Origin of the sequence: Methanohalophilus sp. RSK (assembly GCF_003722075.1) — an archaeon.
GTDB lineage: Archaea > Halobacteriota > Methanosarcinia > Methanosarcinales > Methanosarcinaceae > Methanohalophilus.
On the sequence record NZ_RDSK01000001.1, the window covers coordinates 131,026 to 152,837 of the forward strand.

Sequence of the window (21,812 nt, forward strand, 5' to 3'; positions counted from 1 at the left end):
GGATTTCAGGCAGCCACAGCCATCGTGCCAGAACTTGTAGATGGCAACTTCATCTCATTTGCCCCGGTAATCGATAATTTTAATGGCAATTCACGATTTCGTTTAGAAACTTCCAATAATAGTTTAATATTGATAGATTCTTCTGAAACCTTGATATCTGCCCTGATCTGTTTAAGATTCTTCATGTCATATTTGGAAATTCCAAATCTTTTGGCTGCATCAAGTATTTCAATCCCGACAATCGAATTGTCCATTCCAACATCCAATAAAACACCATCAATTTCTATAGAGGACTTGTACTGGACTCCTTTTGAAAATGCAAAAAAACTATCGTTGAGTGAGTCATAATCCCAGTAGTCGCTCTTACTATTGATATTAATCACTTTTTTCATCTTCTCTCACTCTTCTGTTTGCACGCTGTTTGTATGAAGTAACCAATGAAATCTCAAATGGATTTAATCGTTTAATGGATAAAACAATAATTAAGTCGTATACAACATCTATCGTATAATGTACTTTAAATTTTCCCTCATCTTGGATTAAGATGCCTACCGGTGTCTGATTTGCTATAACATCATATATATCGTCAATTTCACTAAAATAATAACTTAATCGTGCTTCCCACCGTTTAATGAAATGAGCAGTATAATGCAGTTGGGATTTGTCAATGTTTGCTAAACATTCTATGAAAGTATAGAGGTCCATTTGTGGCACGTATATCCTCGCAATTATTTTCTGCTTCCACACAATACAGATGCTGTTTGTCCGGACAGTACATATTCAGATAGCTTTTCATTCTCTGTACGATATCACAGCTATACTGGATTGTAAAACAAACGTTCTCTTCAATTCAGTTAAATTAAGCATTATGGGTACATTTGTTCACACGTTATTAATATTATGTGAATGAAAATGGACATGAGATATGTTCCTGTGCGGTCTCACCTGCTATAAGCAATCCTGTCCAGTTTCCTGGAACCCTCCGGCGTATAGTAAGCCTCCCCACAGGTATCACACACATAGGCAGATACTCTCAAAGACACACATTCCCCATCCGCTTTTTTGATTTCCACCTCAATGTTTTTCTAAACCAATCTGCCCTGGCAGAAATTACAACTGTCCGGTAACATATAGATTCATATCTTCTGGATTGCCCAAATAGTCTTTGTCTGGCAGGAATTCCTGGCTAATCAGATAAGGATTGATTTCATACATTATTGTCTGCACAATAATTATTGTAACAATAAAAAGTGAGTTCATCAACAGGCAGGCAGAACCCGCTGGTAGATGTCGGTGTCCTGCAATCCCTTATCGATAAATCCCGGTTTGTTGACTGGTATAACAGGGAGAGATCGGAATACTTCATGGTCGTTTCCAAATCCGGATTCACAGAACAGGCCCGGAAGTTTGCAGAAGAACATGATTTTGTACTTCACAAACTGGCAGACATGCAGATCTGATTTAAACCACTATAAACCTGTTTTAAAAGTTTATCGACTATACACGATAAATTCCTGCAAATTTGTCGAATATAGTCGACAAAATGTGTAGACATAATCTGTATTATCTCGCCCGATTGTACCATCGCACAGCACCCACCATACAGATCATAATCCCGAAAATTTCCGATACAAAAACCATCGATATGGCCGGATCATAGCAGTTGGAGAACACGTGCAGCAGGTAATCCAGAAATCCACCTGCAATCTTATCGGCAGGGAAACCCCAACCCATAAACGGCCAGAACAAAACTTCGGGAGTCTGCCACATCGAGTCTTCCAGTAAATGCAAAACTGCTGCAGGGGGCAATACCAATAAGAAATTTGCTCGCCACTTCTGCCATATCAAAACAATGATGAGGCCAACCAGTATCCAGAATATTAAGGTATGGGCAAATATCCTGCCGCTTGCCAGGGAATCTGCCAGTAAAAACCGGCCCAGCGGCTTGTCGATCAGGTCTGGCAGCAGTGCTCCGATCGCCACAAAACCATAATTGACCTTGCCCTGCAACCCGGGCAGCCATCGCTCTGCCAGATAGAAGGCAAGTAAGGTCAGTCCCATATGGCCAAACACAAACATTGGTAGGGGAATGATCAATAGATGTGTTTAAGATTACGGTTATTGTCTGATTTTCAATTTTATAGGACTTCTATCCCTCTCTCACTGTATTGAAAATTAGTTTCCCGGCTACAATATGAATTATATACCTGTTGACCGAATAATATTTAAACATTGTAACATTTGATTCTGCAATCAATTTGAGGGTACATATTGGCGGATATAAAAAAAATCCCTGTTGACATACAAATTGTCGTAGGCCTGGTACTCCTGACGGCAGTATTTATTCTCATTCCCCAGCTCAGTGATTCGGCCATACGTACCGTTTTGGGCCTGCCCATGGTATTGTTCCTGCCGGGTTATGCCCTGATTGCCGCCCTGTTTCCCAAAAACGATGATCTGGATGGTATTGAACGTGTGGCTTTGAGTTTTGGCCTGAGTATTGCAGTGGTGCCTCTGATAGGCCTGGGCTTGAACTACACACCCTGGGGTATCCGTCTGTTGCCTATCCTGATCTCATTATCCATCTTCACAATAGGTATGTGTATCATAGCCGTGGTGCGCCGCTCCAATCTACCCGAGGAAGAAGCATTTTACGTTCCCCTAAGGCAATCCTACGAATCCCTCAAAAATGAATTCCACTCCGAATCCCAGTCCCGGCTGGATAAGGCACTAACAATAATTCTGGTAATTTCGATCCTGGCCTCGGTAGTGACCCTGATCTATGTGGTAGTAACTCCGAAACAGGGCGAACAGTTCACCGAATTCTATATCCTGGGCTCAGGAGGGATGGCGGATGATTACCCTGTCAATTATACTCTCGGAGACAGTGGAAAGGTAATTATCGGTGTGGTAAATCATGAATATGAGGATGTCAATTATACGATTGATATACAATTGGAGAATCAATCCCTGCAAACCATACAAGAGGTAAACCTTGAGCATAACCAGACCTGGGAGCAACCTGTTACGGTAACCCCTCCGTTTAACGGCACGGACATGAAACTGCAGTTCTTGCTGTACAAGGACCAGAATTTCACAGAATCCTACAGGGACCTGCATCTGTGGATCAATGTATCGGAGGATACAAATGACTCCTGGCAATGATTTATTTGAAAAAATTTTTGGAATTAAGGAGTATAGGGATTTTATCCTTACGATTGTTCCTATATTGCTTATAATGGCAGCTGAACTATTGATTTTTGCCGATCAAAGTTATTTTGCCATATGTCTGCATGCATGTCTTCTTGTAGGGTTGCCTTTAGCTTCTGTTTATTTTGAAAATGAGAAACTGACACTGATATTCCAGGCACTGATCTTGTTGCCCCTTTTGAGACTTGTCAATATCTCCATGCCCATTTTCTTTGAGACTACTTTATATCTCTTCATATTCACCTATGCTCCCCTGGCTATTCCTGTGTTTCTGGTAACTATGCACCAGGGTATTGATATATGGTTTTTGAAAATTAAAGGGGTTAATAGAAAATGGCTTTTTGCCTATGTAATTGGCGCACTTATTTTATCTCTGGGTATTGCAGAGGCGCAATATCATGTTATTTCAAACAGCTATCTGATACCGGATATTTCTCTTATTAATATATTGAAACTTTCTCTTGTAATGGTACTCTTTGTGGGTCTTATAGAAGAACTAATTTTCAGGGTTATATTGCAGACCCGGCTTGAACAAACTTTTGGAATATGGCCTGGTTTGATAGTAACAAGTCTTTTATTCGGTGTTATGCACTCTGGTTATGGTACGATTTATGAAGTTTTGGTAGCTTCTATTGCAGGATTATTGATTGGATATATTTTCATAAGGACTAGAAATCTTACTTTAATAGCCCTTATTCATGGTTTTGTTAATGTATTCCTGTTTGGAATTATACCACATCTGGGTCCAACCCTTGGATTAATCTAAATGTTGGCTGATTCATATTTGCAGATGAATAATGCTTAGAAAGAAGATAGTTGCTTTTTAGTTAGCAAAAAATAATTAATAAAAAAGTTAAAATCATACTATTTCTGCAACTTTGAATACGACAATTGCGGTAAATGCTACAAGCAAAGGTGCAATTCCCATATTAAGAGAGCAGTTCAAAGCAGAATCCCATTTTTTTGACGCGGACAATATTTCCTTGGCTGATAATAACAGTATGAGTGCAATTACTGCCAGCACTCCGTATTCTGGCAGACCAGTCCATGTAGTCATTGAAATTACACTAGTTGTTGACGCCGCACTGGTTGCTGATACTGCACTGCTTGAAATTGCGCTTGTAAGCATAATGTTTTCTCGTACTCTATATATTGAGTTTATTATTATTAAAGTGTTACTCATCTTGCTTTCTGGAATAATATTGTATCGTTAAAGAAGATGGAGGTATATATATCTGCATTTCCTCATTATACTTTCCTCCTTCTCAAAAGCCCTGCTACTGCCAGCAATCCTGCAATGGCAAAGATGCCTTCAAATCCAGGGATTCCTTTATCTTCTTCCTGTGCAGTTACTGTGATCAGGTCTGTCTTCTCCACAACATCGACTCCACCTTCGCCTTCAACTGTCAGTACAACAGTGTAGGTGCCGGGTTCTTCATAGGTGTGTGTTGGGTTTGTTTGTGTGGATGTGTTCCCATCACCGAATTCCCACTGCCAGGAGTCAGCATTATCTGCCTCTGCTGTAAAGGTGACTTCCAGGGGACTCTGGCCTTCTACAGGAGTTGCTGAGAAGTCAGCTTCAATTTCTATAGGTTTTGTTTCCTGTGTGGCAGATGTATCAGCAACGATTGCAAAACTGGAGAATCCTTCGGTATTTGCTGTGTAGTACACCTTGTCCCCATCTTCTCCTGTCATTGTGGTTGGCAGTTCTGTCCATCCACTTTCCATGTCGCCTTTAGAAATTATAGTTAGATCTTCTCCTGTCATTGTGGTTGGCAGTTCTGTCCATTCTGTGGTGTATCTCATCAATCTGATACTTGAAGTATCCACATCATTTTCATCCAGCCAGGTCTTATTCACACTGAAGGAGATCGTGGCATCCTCAATCACATCGTCATAGAGTCTTGAACCTATCCATATGTTAATGTTGCTGTAGAGGAGTCCGGGTGGCTGGGCATCAACCAGTGTAGAGGTGTCTTTGAGTACCTCAACTAGCACACTGGTATAGCCTGCATTGATCAGCGGGGTAAAAGTGATATTTTCCACCGGTCCGCTGCCTTCAGCGAAGCTGTAATCTGCCTTCATATCGTTGCCAATGTACTGACTGTCCACGCCTTTGGATTCAACGTTTTCATAGGGTTCTGCACTTATAGCAGCTCCACTGCCACCATCAGCACTGGTCTTGGACTCTTCTTCTGTTGAGGTACCACCGCCACCTGAAGGATTCAAGGTGATGGTTTTTGAATCTCCTGCTACAGTTACTTTGAATTGTCCTGGAGGAATGCTGTTTGTGTTATATTCTCCTTTAAATTCACCGTTTTTAACGTCTATATTCTGAGAAGCTGTAATTGTAAGATCTACAGAACTTGTTCCAGGTGCAGCCTGACCGTCAATTTGTATATCATAGGTTCCAGAAGGCACATTTGACTGGGATACGATTGGCACACCTGATGATGCATCTGCACTTTTTTTGATCCAGAGTAGCATTTTGACCCGCACATTCAGGTCCTCGGCTCCCTCTGCCCTTACTGTAAAAGTATTGGATCCCTTTGGAATTTCTACATCATTGATGCGGTATTCGTATTCCCTGTCTTCTACTGACACGGTCTTGGTAAATTCCACATTGGCTTTTACCGAGTCTGCAGAAGATGTGCCATTTATTGTGATCTCATCTCCCACGGTCGGATTTGAAGGAGATACTTCAAAAGCAGAGGCTGTGGAAATTCCCAGTATCAAAGTTATAAACAGTAATAATATACATTTATTCAATCGTTTCAATGGTGAACACCTTTTATTGATATACTATACTCTCTTTTTCTACTAGCAGTCTATATTTGTGATGTACAAAAAACTATCGAATATTTGTAATTCACAGACCAAAACCTAATATCAATTGGATACATCAAACTTTACAGAAAATGAAACCCGAGGATACTGAAATGGATGTAAAAAAGGCCGTAATACCGGTGGCGGGGCTGGGGACCCGTTTTTTGCCGGTAACAAAATCAATGCCCAAGGAAATGTTGCCGATCATTGATACTCCTGTGATCCATTATGTGGTACAGGAAGCCATCGAGTCCGGAATTGATGACATCATATTTGTAACCGGGCGCAACAAGCGGGCGATCGAGGATTATTTTGACGGCTGTCCTGAACTGGAGATGCATCTGCAGAATCGGGGCAAGTATGACATGCTGGAAATGGTTCAGGAGATCTCCTCAATGGTGGACATTCACTACATCCGCCAGAAGGAACCCAATGGATTGGGAGATGCCATAATGACCGCCCGCAAACATGTTAGTGGGGATCCTTTCGCAGTGCTGCTGGGGGATGATATTATCGTCAATGAGAAACCCTGCACACGTCAGCTGATCGATGTCTTCCGCAAATACGGCCGCTCCACAATCGCGGTGGAGGAAGTGCCACAGGACAAGGTCAGCAGTTACGGAATAATAAGCGGCAGTCCTGTGGATGACCATCTCTATGCCCTGGATGATATCGTGGAAAAACCCTCTGTGGAGGAGGCTCCCTCCAATATCGGTGCCATCGGGCGATACGTTTTCACTCCGGAGATCTTCGATTGCATAGAGCAGACCTCCAAAGGTGTGGGTGGCGAGATCCAGCTGACCGACGGGATCCGGTTGCTCAATGATTCACAGAAAGTCTATGCTCACCAGTTCACCGGCCAGCGTTATGACTCCGGCAACAAGGTGGAGTATGTGAAGGCTGTACTGGATTTTGCCCTGAAGGATGAAGGGATGAGGGACGAGATCCTGGGGCATTTGGAGAAGCTGGGCTGAAGGGGTTACTGATTTTATGGGGATATATTCCCCTGCAGCAAATCAGGACTTTTTTGCTAAAAGCCTCATATTCCCATTCCTCTTTTTTGAAATCAATAGATAGGCTTCGGCAAGAAGTAGTAATCCAATGCACGCAGCTGTGATATTGATAATTACAGGGTACTGCCCTCCAAATCCATCAGTTGAAGTGTGCCTGGACAATATTCTCGCATAAGCCGCCCTCCTAAATATACATAAATTTATACAAACTCATGTTTTTAGGTATGAAACTATCACGTTTCATGTTTAATTTATCTGCAAATTAGATTTATGATTCCAATGTGCAGTGTATATCCTGCCAGCAGCAGGTAGATGAGTCCCCGGATTGCAAAGGTCCAGCCTGCCGGGCAAAGAGGTTGGGATAAGCTGCTGATACCTCACCTGTATTGAGCCCATTGATCGGGAGAGCATTGGCCAGCGCATTGGCAATAACCATTGCTGAGAAAGTTACTGTGGTGATTATTTTGATGATTAAACTGCTTTTGTTCTTCTCCATTTCCTACCCTCTTCCCATACACATCAAATATGTAGGCTTATATTATAGATATTGCAAGTTTAACTTTAATAGTCATCTACTTTCTTACTATTTTTGTGACAAATCCAATTGTATATTACTTCAGCAATTAGCGAATTTTTATTTTTAATTTTATGAGTTTTCCGATGGTTGTATGTGCACCAGTTTATGGGTCAGAGTTATGATTTCTGTAATCAGTTGGAGTATGTTTTAGCAGTTTTGAATTTGACCTGAAGGATTAAGGGAAGAAAAATTGAGGCACATGGAACAGGTCACAAAATATACTTTGACTGTCCATGTTATATACAATCACCGTATGCAATAAAAGAATAGTTGAGTCCAAACAATTTCTCATTATGGATATGACCTTCTGGAAAGAGTTCTTGTATTTCTTTTCTATTCAATAATCTGACAGACTTAATTACTTCTTCTGCTTTATCCTTATCAGGCGTTCTCTTCATATGTCCTAAATTAAAACGCTGAATTAATCGAACTCTTAAACCAAATGGCAAATATTGGAAACATGGGATTAAGAAATGAGGCTCGAACGGGAAATAGTAATTTGGAGTTTGTACGAAATATTGTTTTCCAACCCTTAAGATTTCAAGGGCCATTTTTCTTTGGTCATCGTAAGTTCCTACGTGTTCGATTACAGAATTTGAAAATACGATATCAAAAGAGTTATCAGAATATTCACTTAAGTCTCTTGCATCTCCGGACACTGCTTCTATGTTATTATAATTACTCTCGTTTGCTGACAAATTTAGGACTTTTATTGAATAGTCAGGGTCATCAGCAAAACCCATCATTTTCCAGAATGTAGCAGTGCCACCGATATCTAGAATAGATATTGGTTTTTGTTTTGGAATAATATCTTTGAAAAGTGCAATTCTTTTTAGTCTTAATTTCGTAACAAAAGAATCTTCTTTATTGACGTTTGTTAATTCTTTAAAACTGAGCTTTTTCATATTTTGACTTATAATTCAATATTTAAAAATTCATCGCTAATACCAACATTATTTTTGCCTTCTATCATTTTAATATGGCACTTATTCCGGATAAAAAAAGAAATATTTCTAATTATTTTTTATACATTGCTACCTAAAAAGACAAATATAAGTTAATTCATTCACATTTATGCTTTTCAACGGATATGATATTTACATTGCATAATAAGGAATTTCATGAGTGATAACAAAAAAATACTGGTAACAGGTGGAGCAGGTTTCATAGGTAGCCATCTAGTGGATAGTTTAATGGAACAGGGCAATGAGGTTACGGTTTTTGACAATCTCAGTTCCGGCAATCTTGAATTTATTGAAAAATACATGGATAAACCTAATTTTTCATTTATTGAAGCTGATTTGCTGGACCCAAAGGAGATTGAAAGAGCCTGCGGTGACATTGATCTGGTCTACCACGTCGCAGCCAATCCCGATGTCCGGCTGGGTGCGGAAAATACAAAGGTACATTTCGACCAGAATATTCTTACTACCTATAATCTGCTGGAGGCCATGCGTAAGAATAATGTAGAGAATATTGTTTTCACCTCTACATCCACTGTGTATGGAGAAGCAAAAGTCATTCCCACGCCAGAAGATTATGGGCCACTTGTGCCAATTTCCCTGTACGGAGCCTCTAAACTTGCAAGTGAGGCGCTGATCACATCATACTGCCATACGTTTGATATGAACTGCTGGCTATTTCGTTTTGCCAACATTATTGGAAGCCGCAGTAATCACGGTATAATCTTTGATTTTATAAGGAAACTAAAAGACAATCCAGAATCCCTGGAAATCCTGGGAGATGGCAAACAATCCAAGTCCTACCTCCATGTTACACAATGTGTGGAAGCCATTCTTTTCGTGGTGAAAAATGCAAAAGGTGTAGATTCTGAAAACGTGAACATATTCAATATTGGTTCAGAGGATACCATCAGTGCCACTGAGATCGGTGAGGCCGTGGTAGAGGAAATGGGCCTGGCAGATGTTACATTCAATTATACCGGAGGCCCACGCGGCTGGAAAGGCGATGTACCGAAAATGCGCCTTGCTGTGGAGAAACTTAAAAATCTGGGCTGGAAACCGGGAATAGATTCCGAGGAAAGTGTAAGCCAGACGGTCAGGGAATTGCTTTAACAATCCATAAAATATCGAATATAAGTTAAGTTGTGTAATACTTCATAACATTTTATCAGTCTACTTATTGTAACAAATGCCCCTCAAAAATATTTTATCAAACATTTTATCTATAGAAGAGGTAAAAAGGCAAAGTATTGCCAATTTTTTTAGTCAGATAGTTCTCACTTTTGTGGGCTTTTTGAGTACAATGTATTTTGCTCACAAGCTTGGTTCTTCTGTATTGGGTTCTTATTTTCTTTTTACTTCTTATTTTGGGATTATCAACCTCTTTTCAGATGGTGGTTTTGGTGGTGCAGCAATAAAACGTATCAGTGAGGGGGAAGAACAAGACGCTTATTTCACGGCATTTATTGTGACTAGGACATTTTTTGCTGTATTAATCATTGCTATAATACTTGCTTTTGAATCATATTTCCAGATAGAGGGGCAGATCATTAATTGGCTTATATTGGCAATTATCATGTCATTATTTTATAGTATTACATCCGGCGGGATTGCGGGTCAATCCAAGATGGGAATTGCTGCGGTGGGTACAACCACCCAAAATTTATCCCGTATTTTCATTCAGGTTATTGCTGTACTCTTTGGGTATGGTATAGGAGGCCTTGTAGGGGGATTTATTGCAGGGTTTGTTATTGCAACACTTATCCAGTTCAAATTTTTAGATCTCAAATGTGTCTCTTTTGAATGGAGGCATGTTGTAAACCTTATGTCCTTTTCTTTCTGGTTATTTCTGACATCTGCAGGAATAATTCTGTATTCCAATGTTGATGTTGTAATGATTGGTTACTTCCTTGAGGAAGCTGATGTAGGCGTATACAAAGTTGTGTTCCAGTTCACAACGATTGCAATATTGATGGTTTCGGCAATCCGTACAACTCTCTGGCCAAAGGTTAGCAGGTGGGGCAAGATAGATGATACTGAATCTATAGAAAAATCTCTCTCACGTGGCCTGACATTTTCTCTTCTTTTCGCAGTTCCTATCATTGCTGGAGGGATATTATTAGGGGAAAGAATGCTTTACTTTTTCTATGGAGCAGGATTTGCATGGGGTTACACAACACTAATTCTCCTCTTTTTTGCCCAGCTGACAAACGTATTTCAATCATTGTTTGTAATGTTTCTGGGTGCTCTTGATCACCAGCGTGAAGCCTTCTATGCTACTGCGGTATCATGCATCGCAAATGTGGCTCTAAACGTTATACTTATTCCACTTATGGGAATTGAAGGAGCGGCCATTGCTACGATTGTAACTATGGCTCTCAACTCAATTTTGGCAATGCATATACTTTCGAATATCATAAATGTAAGAATAGACACAGGATCGACTTTGAATATTTTGAAGGCTACAGCTGCGATGTTACTTTTTGTAGGCTTCTATTCATATGTGGTTACAATCACAAACGTCTGGCTTACCTTGATCCCGGTTGCAATTGGTGCTATGGTATATGGTCTTTTGATATTGAGACTTGATCCCGGCATTTATAGAGACTTAAAAGATATTTCAAATCGATTGAATCTTCCCTGGCCCAGTATGCTTTAATTCTGTTTACAAAAAATATATGGAATAAAATACAATAGCCTCTAAAATTATTGGCATTATTGAAACTTAGAAAATCTATATTTGCAAATGATTTTTATCATATGTACAAGTATAATCCTCCATCTTTAATATTCCAATACCTGGTGAAACAACATGAAGTCCATCATTCTTGCAGGAGGCTCAGGCACCCGTCTCTGGCCGCTAAGCAGAGAGCATTATCCGAAACAGTTCCTGAAAATTGGGGAACATTCCCTTTTTCAGCAGACTTTCCTGCGCTGCTGTGAAGTATCTGATGTATCGGAAATATTCGTGGTTACCAACAAGGACCAGAAATTCTATGTCATTGGTCAGATACAGGAATTGGGTTACGATTTTCCCAGAGAGAATGTACTCATTGAGCCTGAAGGCAAAAACACTTTGCCTGCAATCTGTTTTGGGATGAAAGAGATTCAAAATCGGTTCGGTCCGTCTAATGTAGGCATCTTCTCTTCTGATCATGTGCTGGATTCCGGGGCCATGCAAACGATCTCAGATGCCGAATCCCTGGCAGATGATGGCTATCTTCTAACTTTTGGTATTCAACCCGCATCCCCGAATACCGGTTATGGGTACATTAAACCTGCTGAAAGTCTGGGTATTGGCATGCAAGTTTCCGAATTCAGAGAGAAACCCGATGAAGAGACTGCTCGCAGATACATTGAGGAAGGCTGTCTCTGGAACAGCGGGATGTTCCTATTCAATACGGAAACCTTCTTCAGTGAACTGGCAAAGGCCACACCTGAAATCTATGAATCATTTGAACAAAACGAGGATATCAACCAGATTTATGCAGAAATTCCTTCCATATCCGTGGACTACGGTATCATGGAAAAATCACAGAAGGTGGCCGTAGTACCTCTGCAATACAAGTGGAGTGATCTGGGAAATTTTGCTGCCCTCTATGATGAACTGGATAAGGATTCGGATGATAACGTGGTGTACGACTGCGAATTTCTGCCTCTGGATTCCCAGAAGAATCTGGTACATTCCAGAAGTGGGAAACTTGTCTCCCTTATCGATATAAATGATATGGTAGTGGTTGATACTCCGGATGCCCTGCTGATAAGTCCTAAAGAGAGCAGCCAGAAGGTCAAGCAGATTGTAAATCAACTCAAGGAAAAAAAAGATTCACGTGCCAAAATCGGGCAGACGGTGTATAGGCCCTGGGGTTCCTATACAGTCCTCGAATCTTCTGATAACCACGTGATCAAAAAAATCATGGTTATGCCAGAGCAGAAACTCAGTCTCCAGCTACATTATCACAGAAGTGAGCACTGGGTGGTTGTGACAGGTATGGCGGAAGTGCATGTCAATGGTGACGATTATTTTGTCAGACCCGGGGAAAGTACCTTTATCCGTGCAGGGGAAAGACACCGGCTGGGCAATCCGAGCAGGATCCCGCTGGAGATAATTGAGGTACAACTTGGGGAATATGTGGCAGAGGATGATATTGTCAGGTTTGATGACGTGTATGGGCGGGAGTAAAGTATATTTGTATCAAGTCCTATTAATCGTAAAATTATAATTTTACAAAGGAGTGGAATTTTGCCAAAAGTTGCTTTAATAACCGGAATCACAGGCCAGGACGGGGCCTATCTTGCAGAATTTTTACTGGATAAAGGCTACATCGTGCACGGGATTAAAAGAAGGTCTTCTTCATTCAACACCGCACGTATTGACCATCTTTACAAGGACCCTCATGAGAGGAATGTGAACTTCTATATGCATTACGGGGATCTGACCGATTCCACAAATCTAATCCGGATAATTCAGGAAACCCAGCCGGATGAGATCTATAACCTGGCTGCTCAGAGTCACGTGCAGGTATCTTTTGAGACCCCTGAGTATACCGCAAATTCAGATGCAATAGGTTCCCTGAGGCTGCTGGAGGCTATCCGGATCCTTGGTATGGAGAAAAAGGTGAAGTTTTATCAGGCTTCTACCAGTGAATTGTACGGCAAGGTTCAGGAAATCCCCCAGAGTGAAACCACTCCTTTCTATCCGCGAAGTCCCTACGCTGCTGCGAAATTGTATGCTTACTGGATCACGATAAACTACCGTGAAGCCTATGGAATGTATGCGTGTAATGGGATACTTTTCAATCATGAGTCTCCTATAAGGGGTGAGACTTTTGTCACAAGGAAAATTACGATGGCTGTGGCAAACATCAAGAAAGGCTTGCAGGAGCGGCTATATCTTGGTAACATGGATGCCAAACGTGATTGGGGTTTTGCTGGGGATTATGTCAAAGCCATGTGGTTGATGTTGCAGCAGGAAGAACCTGAGGATTTTGTCATAGCAACCGGGGAGACGCATTCGGTCAGGGAATTCGTGGAACTTGCGTTCAGGGAAGTCGGGATTGATATTGAGTGGAAAGGTGAAGGTGTGGATGAAGTGGGGGCGGATCGTGTGACTGGAAGGGTTCTTGTTGAGATTGATCCGCGGTATTATAGACCAACTGAGGTGGAGCTTTTGATAGGTGATCCCTCTAAAGCCAGGGAGAAACTTGGTTGGAACTCAAATGTTGGGTTTGAAGAACTTGTTAATATGATGGTAAAAGGAGATATGGGCAAACTTCTTTGATTTTGATTTATTTGAGATGTAATATCTGTATGCAGACAAATAATTTTGCGTAAGACGATACCTTAAAGAATGTCGTAGTTTATTCTATTGTAAAAAGAACCAAGGATATATTACATGTTAAAAAAAACAATTAAAAATATTTTACCATCATCAATTAAAAAAGTATATTTATTTTATAAATACAAACCAATAATTAATTATTACAACTCGAATAATGAAAAAAACGTTTTAGTATCTTATATAGTTCCACCATTTAAATCAAAAGCTCCTAATTATAGACATACAAACTACATTGAAGCTATAAAAATAGCGGAAACTTTTAGGGATTTAGGTTTCAATGTAGATATTTATAATTATAATTTTGAGAGAACTATAGATTATTCAAAGTACTCAGTAGTTTTTGGTTTTGGAGATCCTTTTGTTGGTAGTTTTTACAATAGGGATCATGATATTGTTACGATATATTATGGTACAGGTATGCATATCTGTTGGCAAAATCACAATTCTCTCTCTCGTATAAAAGAAGTTTATTACAAAAAAAAGAAATGGTTGCCTGAATCTGGAAGAATTGTAGAAAAAGCATGGTCTATTCAAACGAGCATAGTAGATGCAATTATAACTTTGGGCAATGATGAGGTCTTAAAAAGTTATAGGATGTTTTTTGATGGGGATATTTACAATATACCAGTCACATATTACAATATTATTGATGTCAAAAAAGTTGAATCTTTTATAGTAAATAAAGATTATAGTGAGGCAAAATATAATTTTATATGGTTTGGGAGTTCTGGTTTGATACATAAGGGGCTTGATTTAGTACTTGAATACTTTCACCAACATCCAAATCTCCATCTTCATGTATGTGGGCCTATAGACAATGAACCAAGATTCAAAAATCTTTATTATCGAGAACTTTATGAATCTCCAAATATTCACACCCATGGATTTGTGAATTTAAAATCTGAACTTTTTTTGAGTTTGATGCGCAAAAGTTTGTTTGCTATTTTTCCATCTTGTTCTGAAGGCGAATCAGGTTCAGTTGTCAATTTAATGGCACAAGGTATGATTCCAATTGTAACAAAAAATGCAGGCATAAAAATTAAAGATTTTGGCTATTTGATACCTAGTATTGATATTGATTCTATAGATGAAACAATTAATAAGGTTTTATATGAAAACGAAAATGATCTTATGGCAAAATCCTATAAATGTTTCAAAAATACCAGAAGGACTCATTCTATTGAATCTTATTCATGCCAACTTAAAAGTGCTTTAGAGGATATTTTGGAAGGGTGCATTATATGAAGTGTAACATATGTGCTTGTGCAAGTAATTTTGTTTTTAAAGCAAAGATATTAGATAAATATTGGGTGGATTATTACTTTTGTCCAAATTGTGGATTCTTACAAACTGAACCCCCATACTGGTTGAAAGAAGCTTATTCACAATCAATAAATAGTTCTGATACTGGATATATGAGAAGAAATATTTCGTTATCTAAGCAAGTTACTATATTATTATCATTATTTTTCAATTCACAAAATGGGAAATTTGTTGATTATGCAGGAGGTTATGGTGTTTTTGTTCGTTTAATGAGGTATATTGGTTTTAATTATTATTGGCAAGATAAATACACAGAAAATCTTTTTGCAAAAGGGTTTGAATGGGATGGTGAAAAAGCGGATGCTCTTACAGCATTTGAATGCTTTGAACATTTTGAAAAACCATTGGATGATCTTGAAGCAATGCTTTCCATTTCAAGAAATATCATTTTCACAACGGTACTTTTGCCGGACCCGATACCAAAACCTACTGAATGGTGGTATTATGGACTTGATCACGGGCAACACATTTCATTTTATTCAAAAAAAACATTTGTTTACATATCTGAAAAATTCGGTTTAAATTATATAGATCTTGGGCACACACAACTGTTGACAGAAAAAAACATTCCTCAAAGTGCTCAAATATTACTAAAATTTCACTTACTTGGTTTTCACAAGTTATTAGGAAGTAGGTTGAAGAGCAAAACTTGGTCTGACTATTTGCAAAGAAGTGAGAAATTATGAAAGTACTTTATGATCATCAAACATTCACTAACCAAAATTACGGCGGTATATCCCGTTATTTTTGTGAACTGTTCAACGAATTTAACAATATTAAAGACATTGATACATTATATTCGATTCGCTTTTCAAATAATCATTATCTTACAACATCTACATCAGTTCCTCATTATAATTTCATTCCGTATTTTGAGTTTCGTGGCAAGAAACTTTTGATTAATTTATTGAACAAGCAGTATTCTATAAAAAAGTTGCAGGATGATGATTTTGATGTATTCCATCCAACATACTATGACCCTTATTTTTTAAAATATATAGGCGACAAGCCTTATGTCTTAACGGTTTATGATATGATTCATGAAAAATACCCAAAAATATTTTCAGAAAGAGATAATACGGCAGCAAATAAAAAAAATTTAATTAAAAATGCATCGAAAATTATTGCAATATCTGAAAATACAAAAAAAGATATAATTGATATATATGGTGTGTCTGAACATAAAATAAAGGTTGTATATCTTGCCAGTTCTCTGCGGTTAAGTAACCCTTTGAATGCCTACGATTTATGTAATATTTATGGAATAAATAAGCCATATATTCTTTATGTAGGTAGTAGGTCCAAGTACAAAAATTTTAAAATATTGTTCAATTCATATGTAAACAATTTTTCAGGTGAGTTTGATTTAATTTGTTTCGGTGGTGGTAAATTTAATAGCAATGAATTAGAAAGTATTAATAGTAATATTACTTGCAATATAATACAATTGCATGGTTCAGATGATTTACTTGCTTCATTATACAAACATGCATTTTGTTTTGTTTATCCTTCAATTTATGAAGGATTTGGTATACCACCTCTTGAAGCAATGTCAGTGGGCTGTCCTGTAATTGCAAGTAATGTTAGTTCGATTCCAGAAGTAGTTGGTGATGCAGCTATACTATTCAACCCTCATTCAGAAGATGAATTGGCTGCTGGTATTAAATCATTGTACAATAATCCTACAAAAAATAATTTGATAATACGTGGGTTTGAACAAGAAAATAAGTTCAGCTGGGACAAAACGGCTAATGAAACATTGGACGTCTATAAAAGCATTATTTAACCAATAAAAGGAGTTATTCTTCATGTATAAATACCTTATAACTGGGGCAAATGGATTCTGTGGCAGACATATTGTAGAAGTTTTAAATCATGAAAGCAACAAAGTATATGGTGTTTCTCGTTATATTCCTGATGAACTCATATTATGTTATCCAGAGGTGACGTATGAACAATGCAACCTTATGGATCACACTTCAGTATTCAATTTACTGAAAAGGGTCAAACCTGATTATATATTTCATTTAGCAGCTGAAAGTTCGGTAGCATCAAGTTGGAAAAGTCCAATCAACATATTGAATAATAATATTCAATCTCAAATAAATATTTTTGAAGCTGTGCGTGAGCTTGAATTACCTACTCGAATATTGGTTGCGTGTTCTTCTGAAGAATATGGATTAATCAATGAATCTGATTTACCTGTAGATGAAAAATGTAATTTCAATCCACTTAGTACATATGCTGTAAGTAAAGTATCTCAGGATATGCTAGCTTATCAATACTACAAAAGTTATAATATGGACATTGTCCGCGTACGGTCCTTTAATTTAACTGGTCCGGGTCGCCCTCACACTTATGCACTTAGCTCTTTTGCCTACCAGATTGCAAAAATAGAAAAAAATATATCAAAAAATATGATGTTAGTTGGGAACTTGGATGTTACAAGAGATTATACTGATGTAAGGGACGCTGTGAAAGGTTACTATAAAATAGCGTTAGAAGCAAAGCCAGGCACTGTATATAATCTCTGTTCAGGAAAAGCATATAATCTTAAAGATTTGCTTAATATTTTAATCTCATTTTCGACTACAGAGGTAAATGTAGAGATAGATAGTTCAAAATACAGGCCATCCGATTTACCAATAATGTTGGGTGACAATACAAAGATTAAAACTGAAATCGGTTGGATTCCTGAAATTGACATCCATACGTCATTGAATGATTTACTCAACTATTGGAGGAACTATAAAGTTTAATTATTTTAGAGGTGATGATTTGGGTTATAACCCAAGTTACAGATTACATCAGGGAATGCAACAGATTGGAATGACTTCTAATATGTTGGTACAAAACAAAAGTAGTTGTGATAATTCTGTAATTGGGCCAAAATTTAATTTTTGGAATAAACTTTCGGGTGTCCGTTATCTTGCAGATCGTTTTCCTCTTCAAATGTACAGGGGATTTCAGAACACTCCCTGGAGTCCTCAATGGCTCCCCAACAACATACATAAGAAAATCGACCAGATAGATCCTGACATTGTACATTTGCATTGGATTTGTGGAGGTTTTGTTCCCATTAGGCAAGTTGCTAAAATAAAGCAACCCATTGTATGGACTCTCCATGATATGTGGGCTTTTACTGGTGGATGTCATTATAATGACACATGTGATAAATATAAGCAAGAATGTGGCGGTTGTCCGCAGTTGGGTTCCAACAGTGAAAACGATTTAAGTAATTGGGTGTGGAAACGCAAAAAAAAGTATTGGGATGATTTGGATTTTACTGTTGTTACGCCCAGTAATTGGTTGGCAGAATGCGCACGATCCAGTTCTTTATTCGATGATAAAAGAATCGAAGTGATTCCAAATGGTCTTGATCTTCAGAAATACAAACCTGTTGATAAAGAGGAAGCAAGAAAGGCTTTGAATCTTCCACAGGATAAGAATCTGATCCTCTTTGGGGCAATGAATTCAACGAAAGATAAGAGGAAAGGCTTTCAATATTTGAAGTCTGCAATAAATATGCTTTCTGAAGATTTAGAATTTGAAGCGATTGTTTTTGGTAATTCCGATAGTGATGATCAATTAGATATCCCGGTTAATTATCTGGGTAGAATCCCCGATAACATGTTGACCTCTGTCTACTCTGCAGCGGATATGTTTGTAGCTCTTTCTCTGCAAGACAATTTGCCAAATACGGTAATGGAAGCCCTTGCCTGTGGAACACCATCTGTTGCCTTTGATATTGGTGGGATGTCAGATATGATCGTGCATAAGGAAAATGGTTATTTAGCTAAACCATTTGATACGGAGGACCTGGCAAAGGGTATAGAGTGGGTTGTTGAGAGTGATCAAAGGAAGAAATCTTTAAGTGAAAATGCAAGGAAACATGTTGAAGGTAATTATGAACTAAAAAATATTGCACAAAGGTATGGGGAATTGTATTCTATTATTCACAGTTGAACTTCGGGAAATTATGTCCGAAGATTTGTTTCAACGTTGGTTTTTCTGAAATGATTAGCTCAGATTAAAAAAGAAGATAAAAGTCAATATTATAGAATCTTCATTGAGAAGCCAACAACAAACACAGGCAATTTTATTGCTTGATATTCCGGAAAATACCCTATCCTTATACATACAAAAGTGGATAGGATAATAGCAAACAGTATATGTCTTTCGTATTTCATCTACTGGAAGTTTGTCTCAAAATCAGCGAAATCGATGTTATGTACAACAAAAGCTCTTTCATGAGGTACCCATCTATTTGATATTTATATTATAAACAATTCTTACAATGTGTTCTGAAAGATATGCTTCAAAATATGATTTGATTATATTGAATAAAATCTCTAATATATGAAGGCAAAATATGTGTACATAATAAGCCATGATTTATTATATTTGATGTGAGTTACAATCATGAGTTCTAAAAGGATATTGATATATTCTCCAAATATCGGAGGCCATCGGCAAGTTTACTGTAATGTAATTGCTAACTGGGCACTTGAATCCAATATGAAGGTATTACTTTACATTGGAAATGATTGGTGTAATGGCGAAAATGGAAGTTCACAAAGTTCTCCTTATATTGATATATACAAAAATAATGATGATGTGTCTATAATAGATGGGGTACAGAAACCTTTTCTAATGAGTGATTCGGAATTATTGCTGAATTTGGAATCAAAATTGCATCCAGATTTTATTTTTGCTATAAGTGGAGATGAATTCAATCATTCTTTGCCAGCAATAGTAAAAAGTTTTCTAAAACCCAAAAAGCACATTTCGAATTGGGCTGGTATTTTTATTTCCTGTTACTGTTATCCAGATTCTGATAATTGGTTGAAGAAAAGAATACTAAAATTTGCCTTGAAGCAAAAGTTAAAACATTTTGATGTAAAGTATTGGTTGGATGAATATTTTGTAAAAAAGAAACATGGCAAAAATTCTTTGTGGGTGCCAGACATATCTAAAAGTTTCAATTTTAAAAGAATAGAGGATACTAGCGAATTAAAATTATATTCTGTCATTGATAATTTTATGGAAAAGAATAAATTCAAAGAGGTTTTACTTTTTTTCGGAAGGGATTTCAATCGCAAAGGTTTTGGCTTTCTTGTGGAATTAGCATTAGATGACGATCAATTTGTGATATTGAGAACTGGGGACTCAGTTGAAAGTGATGAAAATCGAGAACTTATGGATAAAATGGATGCATTAGAAAAGGAAGGGCGTCTCCTAAACATCAATCAATTTATTAAAAGTCCTGCTTTAGTTGAAAAAATATTTAATACTACTAATTTCATCCCTCTTCCTTATAGAAATCACTATAGTTCAAGTGGTGTAATGCTCCAAGCTATGGAATTCAAAAAACCTGTGATAGTCCCTGATGTTGGTCTGATGGGTAAAAGGGTAATTGACAATAACGTAGGTTTAACATATAAACATAAAGATTATAGTGATTTTAAAGAATCTGTCTATATGATGCAGAAATCTTATAATGAATATATCAATAACGTAATTTGTTTTTACAACCAATTTAGTAAAGAGAACATATTTAGCCATTTAGATATTATGCTCAATAATAATGATTGATTTACATGGATTTAACATGAAACTTGCCCCAATAGCCCTATTCGTTTATAACAGGCCAGATCACACCCGAAAAACCCTTGAGAGTTTGATGGGAAACCCCGAATTTGCGGATAGTTTGCTTTATATCTTCTGTGATGGTGCAAGAAGTGAAAAAGATAAGGAATCTGTCCAATCTACACGTGAATTAATCCGCTCTTATAAACTTGAGAATGCCAACATTGTTGAAAATGAGCAAAATAAAGGTCTGGCAAGATCAATTGTAGGTGGCATAAATAATATATTGCAGGAACATGACCGACTAATTGTACTGGAAGATGATTGTGTTCCTGCCCCTGATTTTTTGCATTTCATGAATGCCTGCCTTTCTCATTATGAATCAGATGAAAAAATCATGAATGTTAGCGGTTACACGCCACCTATAGAAATTCCGGAAGATTATCCGTATGATATCTATTTTTCTTATCGATTTTCATCCTGGGGATGGGGTACATGGAAACGGGCTTGGAATTATTATTCTAATGACCCGGGTATATTGAAAGTTATTGAAAATTCAAGACCGTTAAAGAAGAAAGTAGATTGTGCAGGGTTGGATTTATATCCCATGTTAAGGAGGCAAGTTTATGGCAAACTCAATTCCTGGGCTGTTTTTTGGGCCATAAATATAATAATTGAGGATGGATTGTCGATCAATCCTGTAAGGTCCAGAATAATGAATATAGGGCATGATGGTAGTGGCACACATTGTTCTTCGGATTCGAAATATAATGTTAAAATTAACAAGGAAAAGACCAGTAATTTGTCTTTCCCTGAAAAGGTTGTTCCTGATAAGGAGATTATAAAAGCCTATAAAGATTTCCATTCAGGAACTTTGTTCAAGAAGGTCTTATACGTTTGCTATCACAAATTTGGAAGATATATCAATATTTAACCGGATGAAATTAGATTGGATGGCAATATATGCATGT

At 37.8% G+C, this 21,812-nt stretch carries 23 protein-coding genes; 15 read left to right on the forward strand and 8 right to left on the reverse strand.

What is annotated here, in order from left to right:
* Positions 1–5 precede the first annotated feature (5 nt).
* From EFE42_RS00690 to EFE42_RS00700, 3 genes are all read right to left on the reverse strand, one after another.
* Entirely contained in the window at positions 6–392 is a 387-nt protein-coding gene (locus EFE42_RS00690; protein ID WP_123135425.1) for a DUF2283 domain-containing protein, read from the reverse strand.
* Positions 376–714, reverse strand: a complete 339-nt coding sequence (locus tag EFE42_RS00695) for a hypothetical protein (protein ID WP_148039232.1) — start codon at positions 712–714, stop codon at positions 376–378. The genes EFE42_RS00690 and EFE42_RS00695 overlap by 17 nt, the downstream gene beginning before the upstream one ends.
* 227 nt (positions 715–941) lie before the next feature.
* Complete coding sequence (locus EFE42_RS00700; RefSeq protein ID WP_158599150.1) at positions 942–1,043, reverse strand: YgiT-type zinc finger protein; 102 nt, start codon at positions 1,041–1,043, stop codon at positions 942–944.
* Positions 1,044–1,250: 207 nt separating this feature from the next.
* On the opposite strand from EFE42_RS00700, the gene EFE42_RS10390 reads away from it, so the two are divergent.
* The gene (locus EFE42_RS10390; protein ID WP_148039233.1) at positions 1,251–1,460 is read left to right on the forward strand and encodes a hypothetical protein; all 210 of its coding nucleotides are present in this window, start codon (positions 1,251–1,253) and stop codon (positions 1,458–1,460) included.
* A gap of 103 nt (positions 1,461–1,563) precedes the next feature.
* On the opposite strand, the gene EFE42_RS00705 is transcribed toward EFE42_RS10390, so the two are convergent.
* Positions 1,564–2,097 (reverse strand): metal-dependent hydrolase, encoded by a 534-nt coding sequence (locus EFE42_RS00705; RefSeq protein WP_233564668.1) that lies wholly within the window; start codon positions 2,095–2,097, stop codon positions 1,564–1,566.
* Between the two features lie 174 nt (positions 2,098–2,271).
* Between EFE42_RS00705 and EFE42_RS00710 the strand changes: the two genes are divergently transcribed.
* Positions 2,272–3,165 carry a DUF1616 domain-containing protein gene (locus tag EFE42_RS00710; protein WP_123135429.1) on the forward strand — a complete coding sequence of 298 codons (894 nt, stop codon included), beginning with the start codon at positions 2,272–2,274 and terminating at the stop codon, positions 3,163–3,165.
* A complete protein-coding gene (locus EFE42_RS00715; RefSeq protein WP_123135430.1) occupies positions 3,149–3,976 on the forward strand; it encodes a CPBP family intramembrane glutamic endopeptidase in 828 nt (275 codons plus the stop codon). Before EFE42_RS00710 ends, EFE42_RS00715 begins: the two co-directional genes overlap by 17 nt.
* 93 nt (positions 3,977–4,069) lie before the next feature.
* On the opposite strand, the gene EFE42_RS00720 is transcribed toward EFE42_RS00715, so the two are convergent.
* Together EFE42_RS00720 and EFE42_RS10950 are read right to left on the reverse strand one after the other, a co-directional pair.
* A complete protein-coding gene (locus EFE42_RS00720; RefSeq protein WP_123135431.1) occupies positions 4,070–4,339 on the reverse strand; it encodes a hypothetical protein in 270 nt (89 codons plus the stop codon).
* Positions 4,340–4,458: 119 nt separating this feature from the next.
* On the reverse strand, positions 4,459–5,946 hold the full coding sequence (locus EFE42_RS10950; RefSeq protein ID WP_123135432.1) for a PGF-pre-PGF domain-containing protein: 1,488 nt from the start codon (positions 5,944–5,946) through the stop codon (positions 4,459–4,461).
* Positions 5,947–6,149: 203 nt separating this feature from the next.
* Here EFE42_RS10950 and galU point away from each other — a divergent pair, with 203 nt between their 5' ends.
* Positions 6,150–7,010: a UTP--glucose-1-phosphate uridylyltransferase GalU gene (galU, locus tag EFE42_RS00730; protein WP_123135607.1), complete on the forward strand. Its 861-nt coding sequence runs from the start codon at positions 6,150–6,152 to the stop codon at positions 7,008–7,010.
* Positions 7,011–7,317: 307 nt separating this feature from the next.
* Here galU and EFE42_RS10680 read toward each other — a convergent pair whose 3' ends face one another.
* The gene (locus EFE42_RS10680; RefSeq protein ID WP_233564669.1) at positions 7,318–7,545 is read right to left on the reverse strand and encodes a hypothetical protein; all 228 of its coding nucleotides are present in this window, start codon (positions 7,543–7,545) and stop codon (positions 7,318–7,320) included.
* A gap of 317 nt (positions 7,546–7,862) precedes the next feature.
* The gene (locus EFE42_RS00740) at positions 7,863–8,531 is read right to left on the reverse strand and encodes a bifunctional 2-polyprenyl-6-hydroxyphenol methylase/3-demethylubiquinol 3-O-methyltransferase UbiG (protein WP_123135433.1); all 669 of its coding nucleotides are present in this window, start codon (positions 8,529–8,531) and stop codon (positions 7,863–7,865) included.
* A gap of 216 nt (positions 8,532–8,747) precedes the next feature.
* Between EFE42_RS00740 and EFE42_RS00745 the strand changes: the two genes are divergently transcribed.
* The 11 genes from EFE42_RS00745 to EFE42_RS00795 all read left to right on the forward strand — a co-directional run bounded on the left by EFE42_RS00745 (position 8,748) and on the right by EFE42_RS00795 (position 21,775).
* Entirely contained in the window at positions 8,748–9,701 is a 954-nt protein-coding gene (locus EFE42_RS00745; RefSeq protein ID WP_123135434.1) for an NAD-dependent epimerase/dehydratase family protein, read from the forward strand.
* Positions 9,702–9,777: 76 nt separating this feature from the next.
* Positions 9,778–11,247: a flippase gene (locus EFE42_RS00750; protein ID WP_123135435.1), complete on the forward strand. Its 1,470-nt coding sequence runs from the start codon at positions 9,778–9,780 to the stop codon at positions 11,245–11,247.
* Between the two features lie 153 nt (positions 11,248–11,400).
* Entirely contained in the window at positions 11,401–12,771 is a 1,371-nt protein-coding gene (locus tag EFE42_RS00755; protein ID WP_123135436.1) for a mannose-1-phosphate guanylyltransferase/mannose-6-phosphate isomerase, read from the forward strand.
* 60 nt (positions 12,772–12,831) lie between these two features.
* Entirely contained in the window at positions 12,832–13,869 is a 1,038-nt protein-coding gene (gene gmd / locus EFE42_RS00760) for a GDP-mannose 4,6-dehydratase (RefSeq protein WP_123135437.1), read from the forward strand.
* 114 nt (positions 13,870–13,983) lie between these two features.
* On the forward strand, positions 13,984–15,174 hold the full coding sequence (locus EFE42_RS00765) for a glycosyltransferase (RefSeq protein ID WP_123135438.1): 1,191 nt from the start codon (positions 13,984–13,986) through the stop codon (positions 15,172–15,174).
* A complete protein-coding gene (locus EFE42_RS00770) occupies positions 15,171–15,938 on the forward strand; it encodes a class I SAM-dependent methyltransferase (RefSeq protein ID WP_123135439.1) in 768 nt (255 codons plus the stop codon). The genes EFE42_RS00765 and EFE42_RS00770 overlap by 4 nt, the downstream gene beginning before the upstream one ends.
* Complete coding sequence (locus tag EFE42_RS00775) at positions 15,935–17,038, forward strand: glycosyltransferase family 1 protein (protein ID WP_123135440.1); 1,104 nt, start codon at positions 15,935–15,937, stop codon at positions 17,036–17,038. Before EFE42_RS00770 ends, EFE42_RS00775 begins: the two co-directional genes overlap by 4 nt.
* Positions 17,039–17,060: 22 nt before the next feature.
* A complete protein-coding gene (locus EFE42_RS00780; RefSeq protein ID WP_123135441.1) occupies positions 17,061–18,011 on the forward strand; it encodes a GDP-mannose 4,6-dehydratase in 951 nt (316 codons plus the stop codon).
* A 19-nt stretch (positions 18,012–18,030) separates the two neighbouring features.
* The gene (locus EFE42_RS00785) at positions 18,031–19,218 is read left to right on the forward strand and encodes a glycosyltransferase family 4 protein (protein ID WP_233564671.1); all 1,188 of its coding nucleotides are present in this window, start codon (positions 18,031–18,033) and stop codon (positions 19,216–19,218) included.
* 456 nt (positions 19,219–19,674) lie between these two features.
* Complete coding sequence (locus EFE42_RS00790; RefSeq protein WP_123135443.1) at positions 19,675–20,847, forward strand: glycosyltransferase; 1,173 nt, start codon at positions 19,675–19,677, stop codon at positions 20,845–20,847.
* 16 nt (positions 20,848–20,863) lie between these two features.
* Entirely contained in the window at positions 20,864–21,775 is a 912-nt protein-coding gene (locus tag EFE42_RS00795) for a glycosyltransferase family 2 protein (protein WP_158599151.1), read from the forward strand.
* Positions 21,776–21,812: the final 37 nt, after the last annotated feature.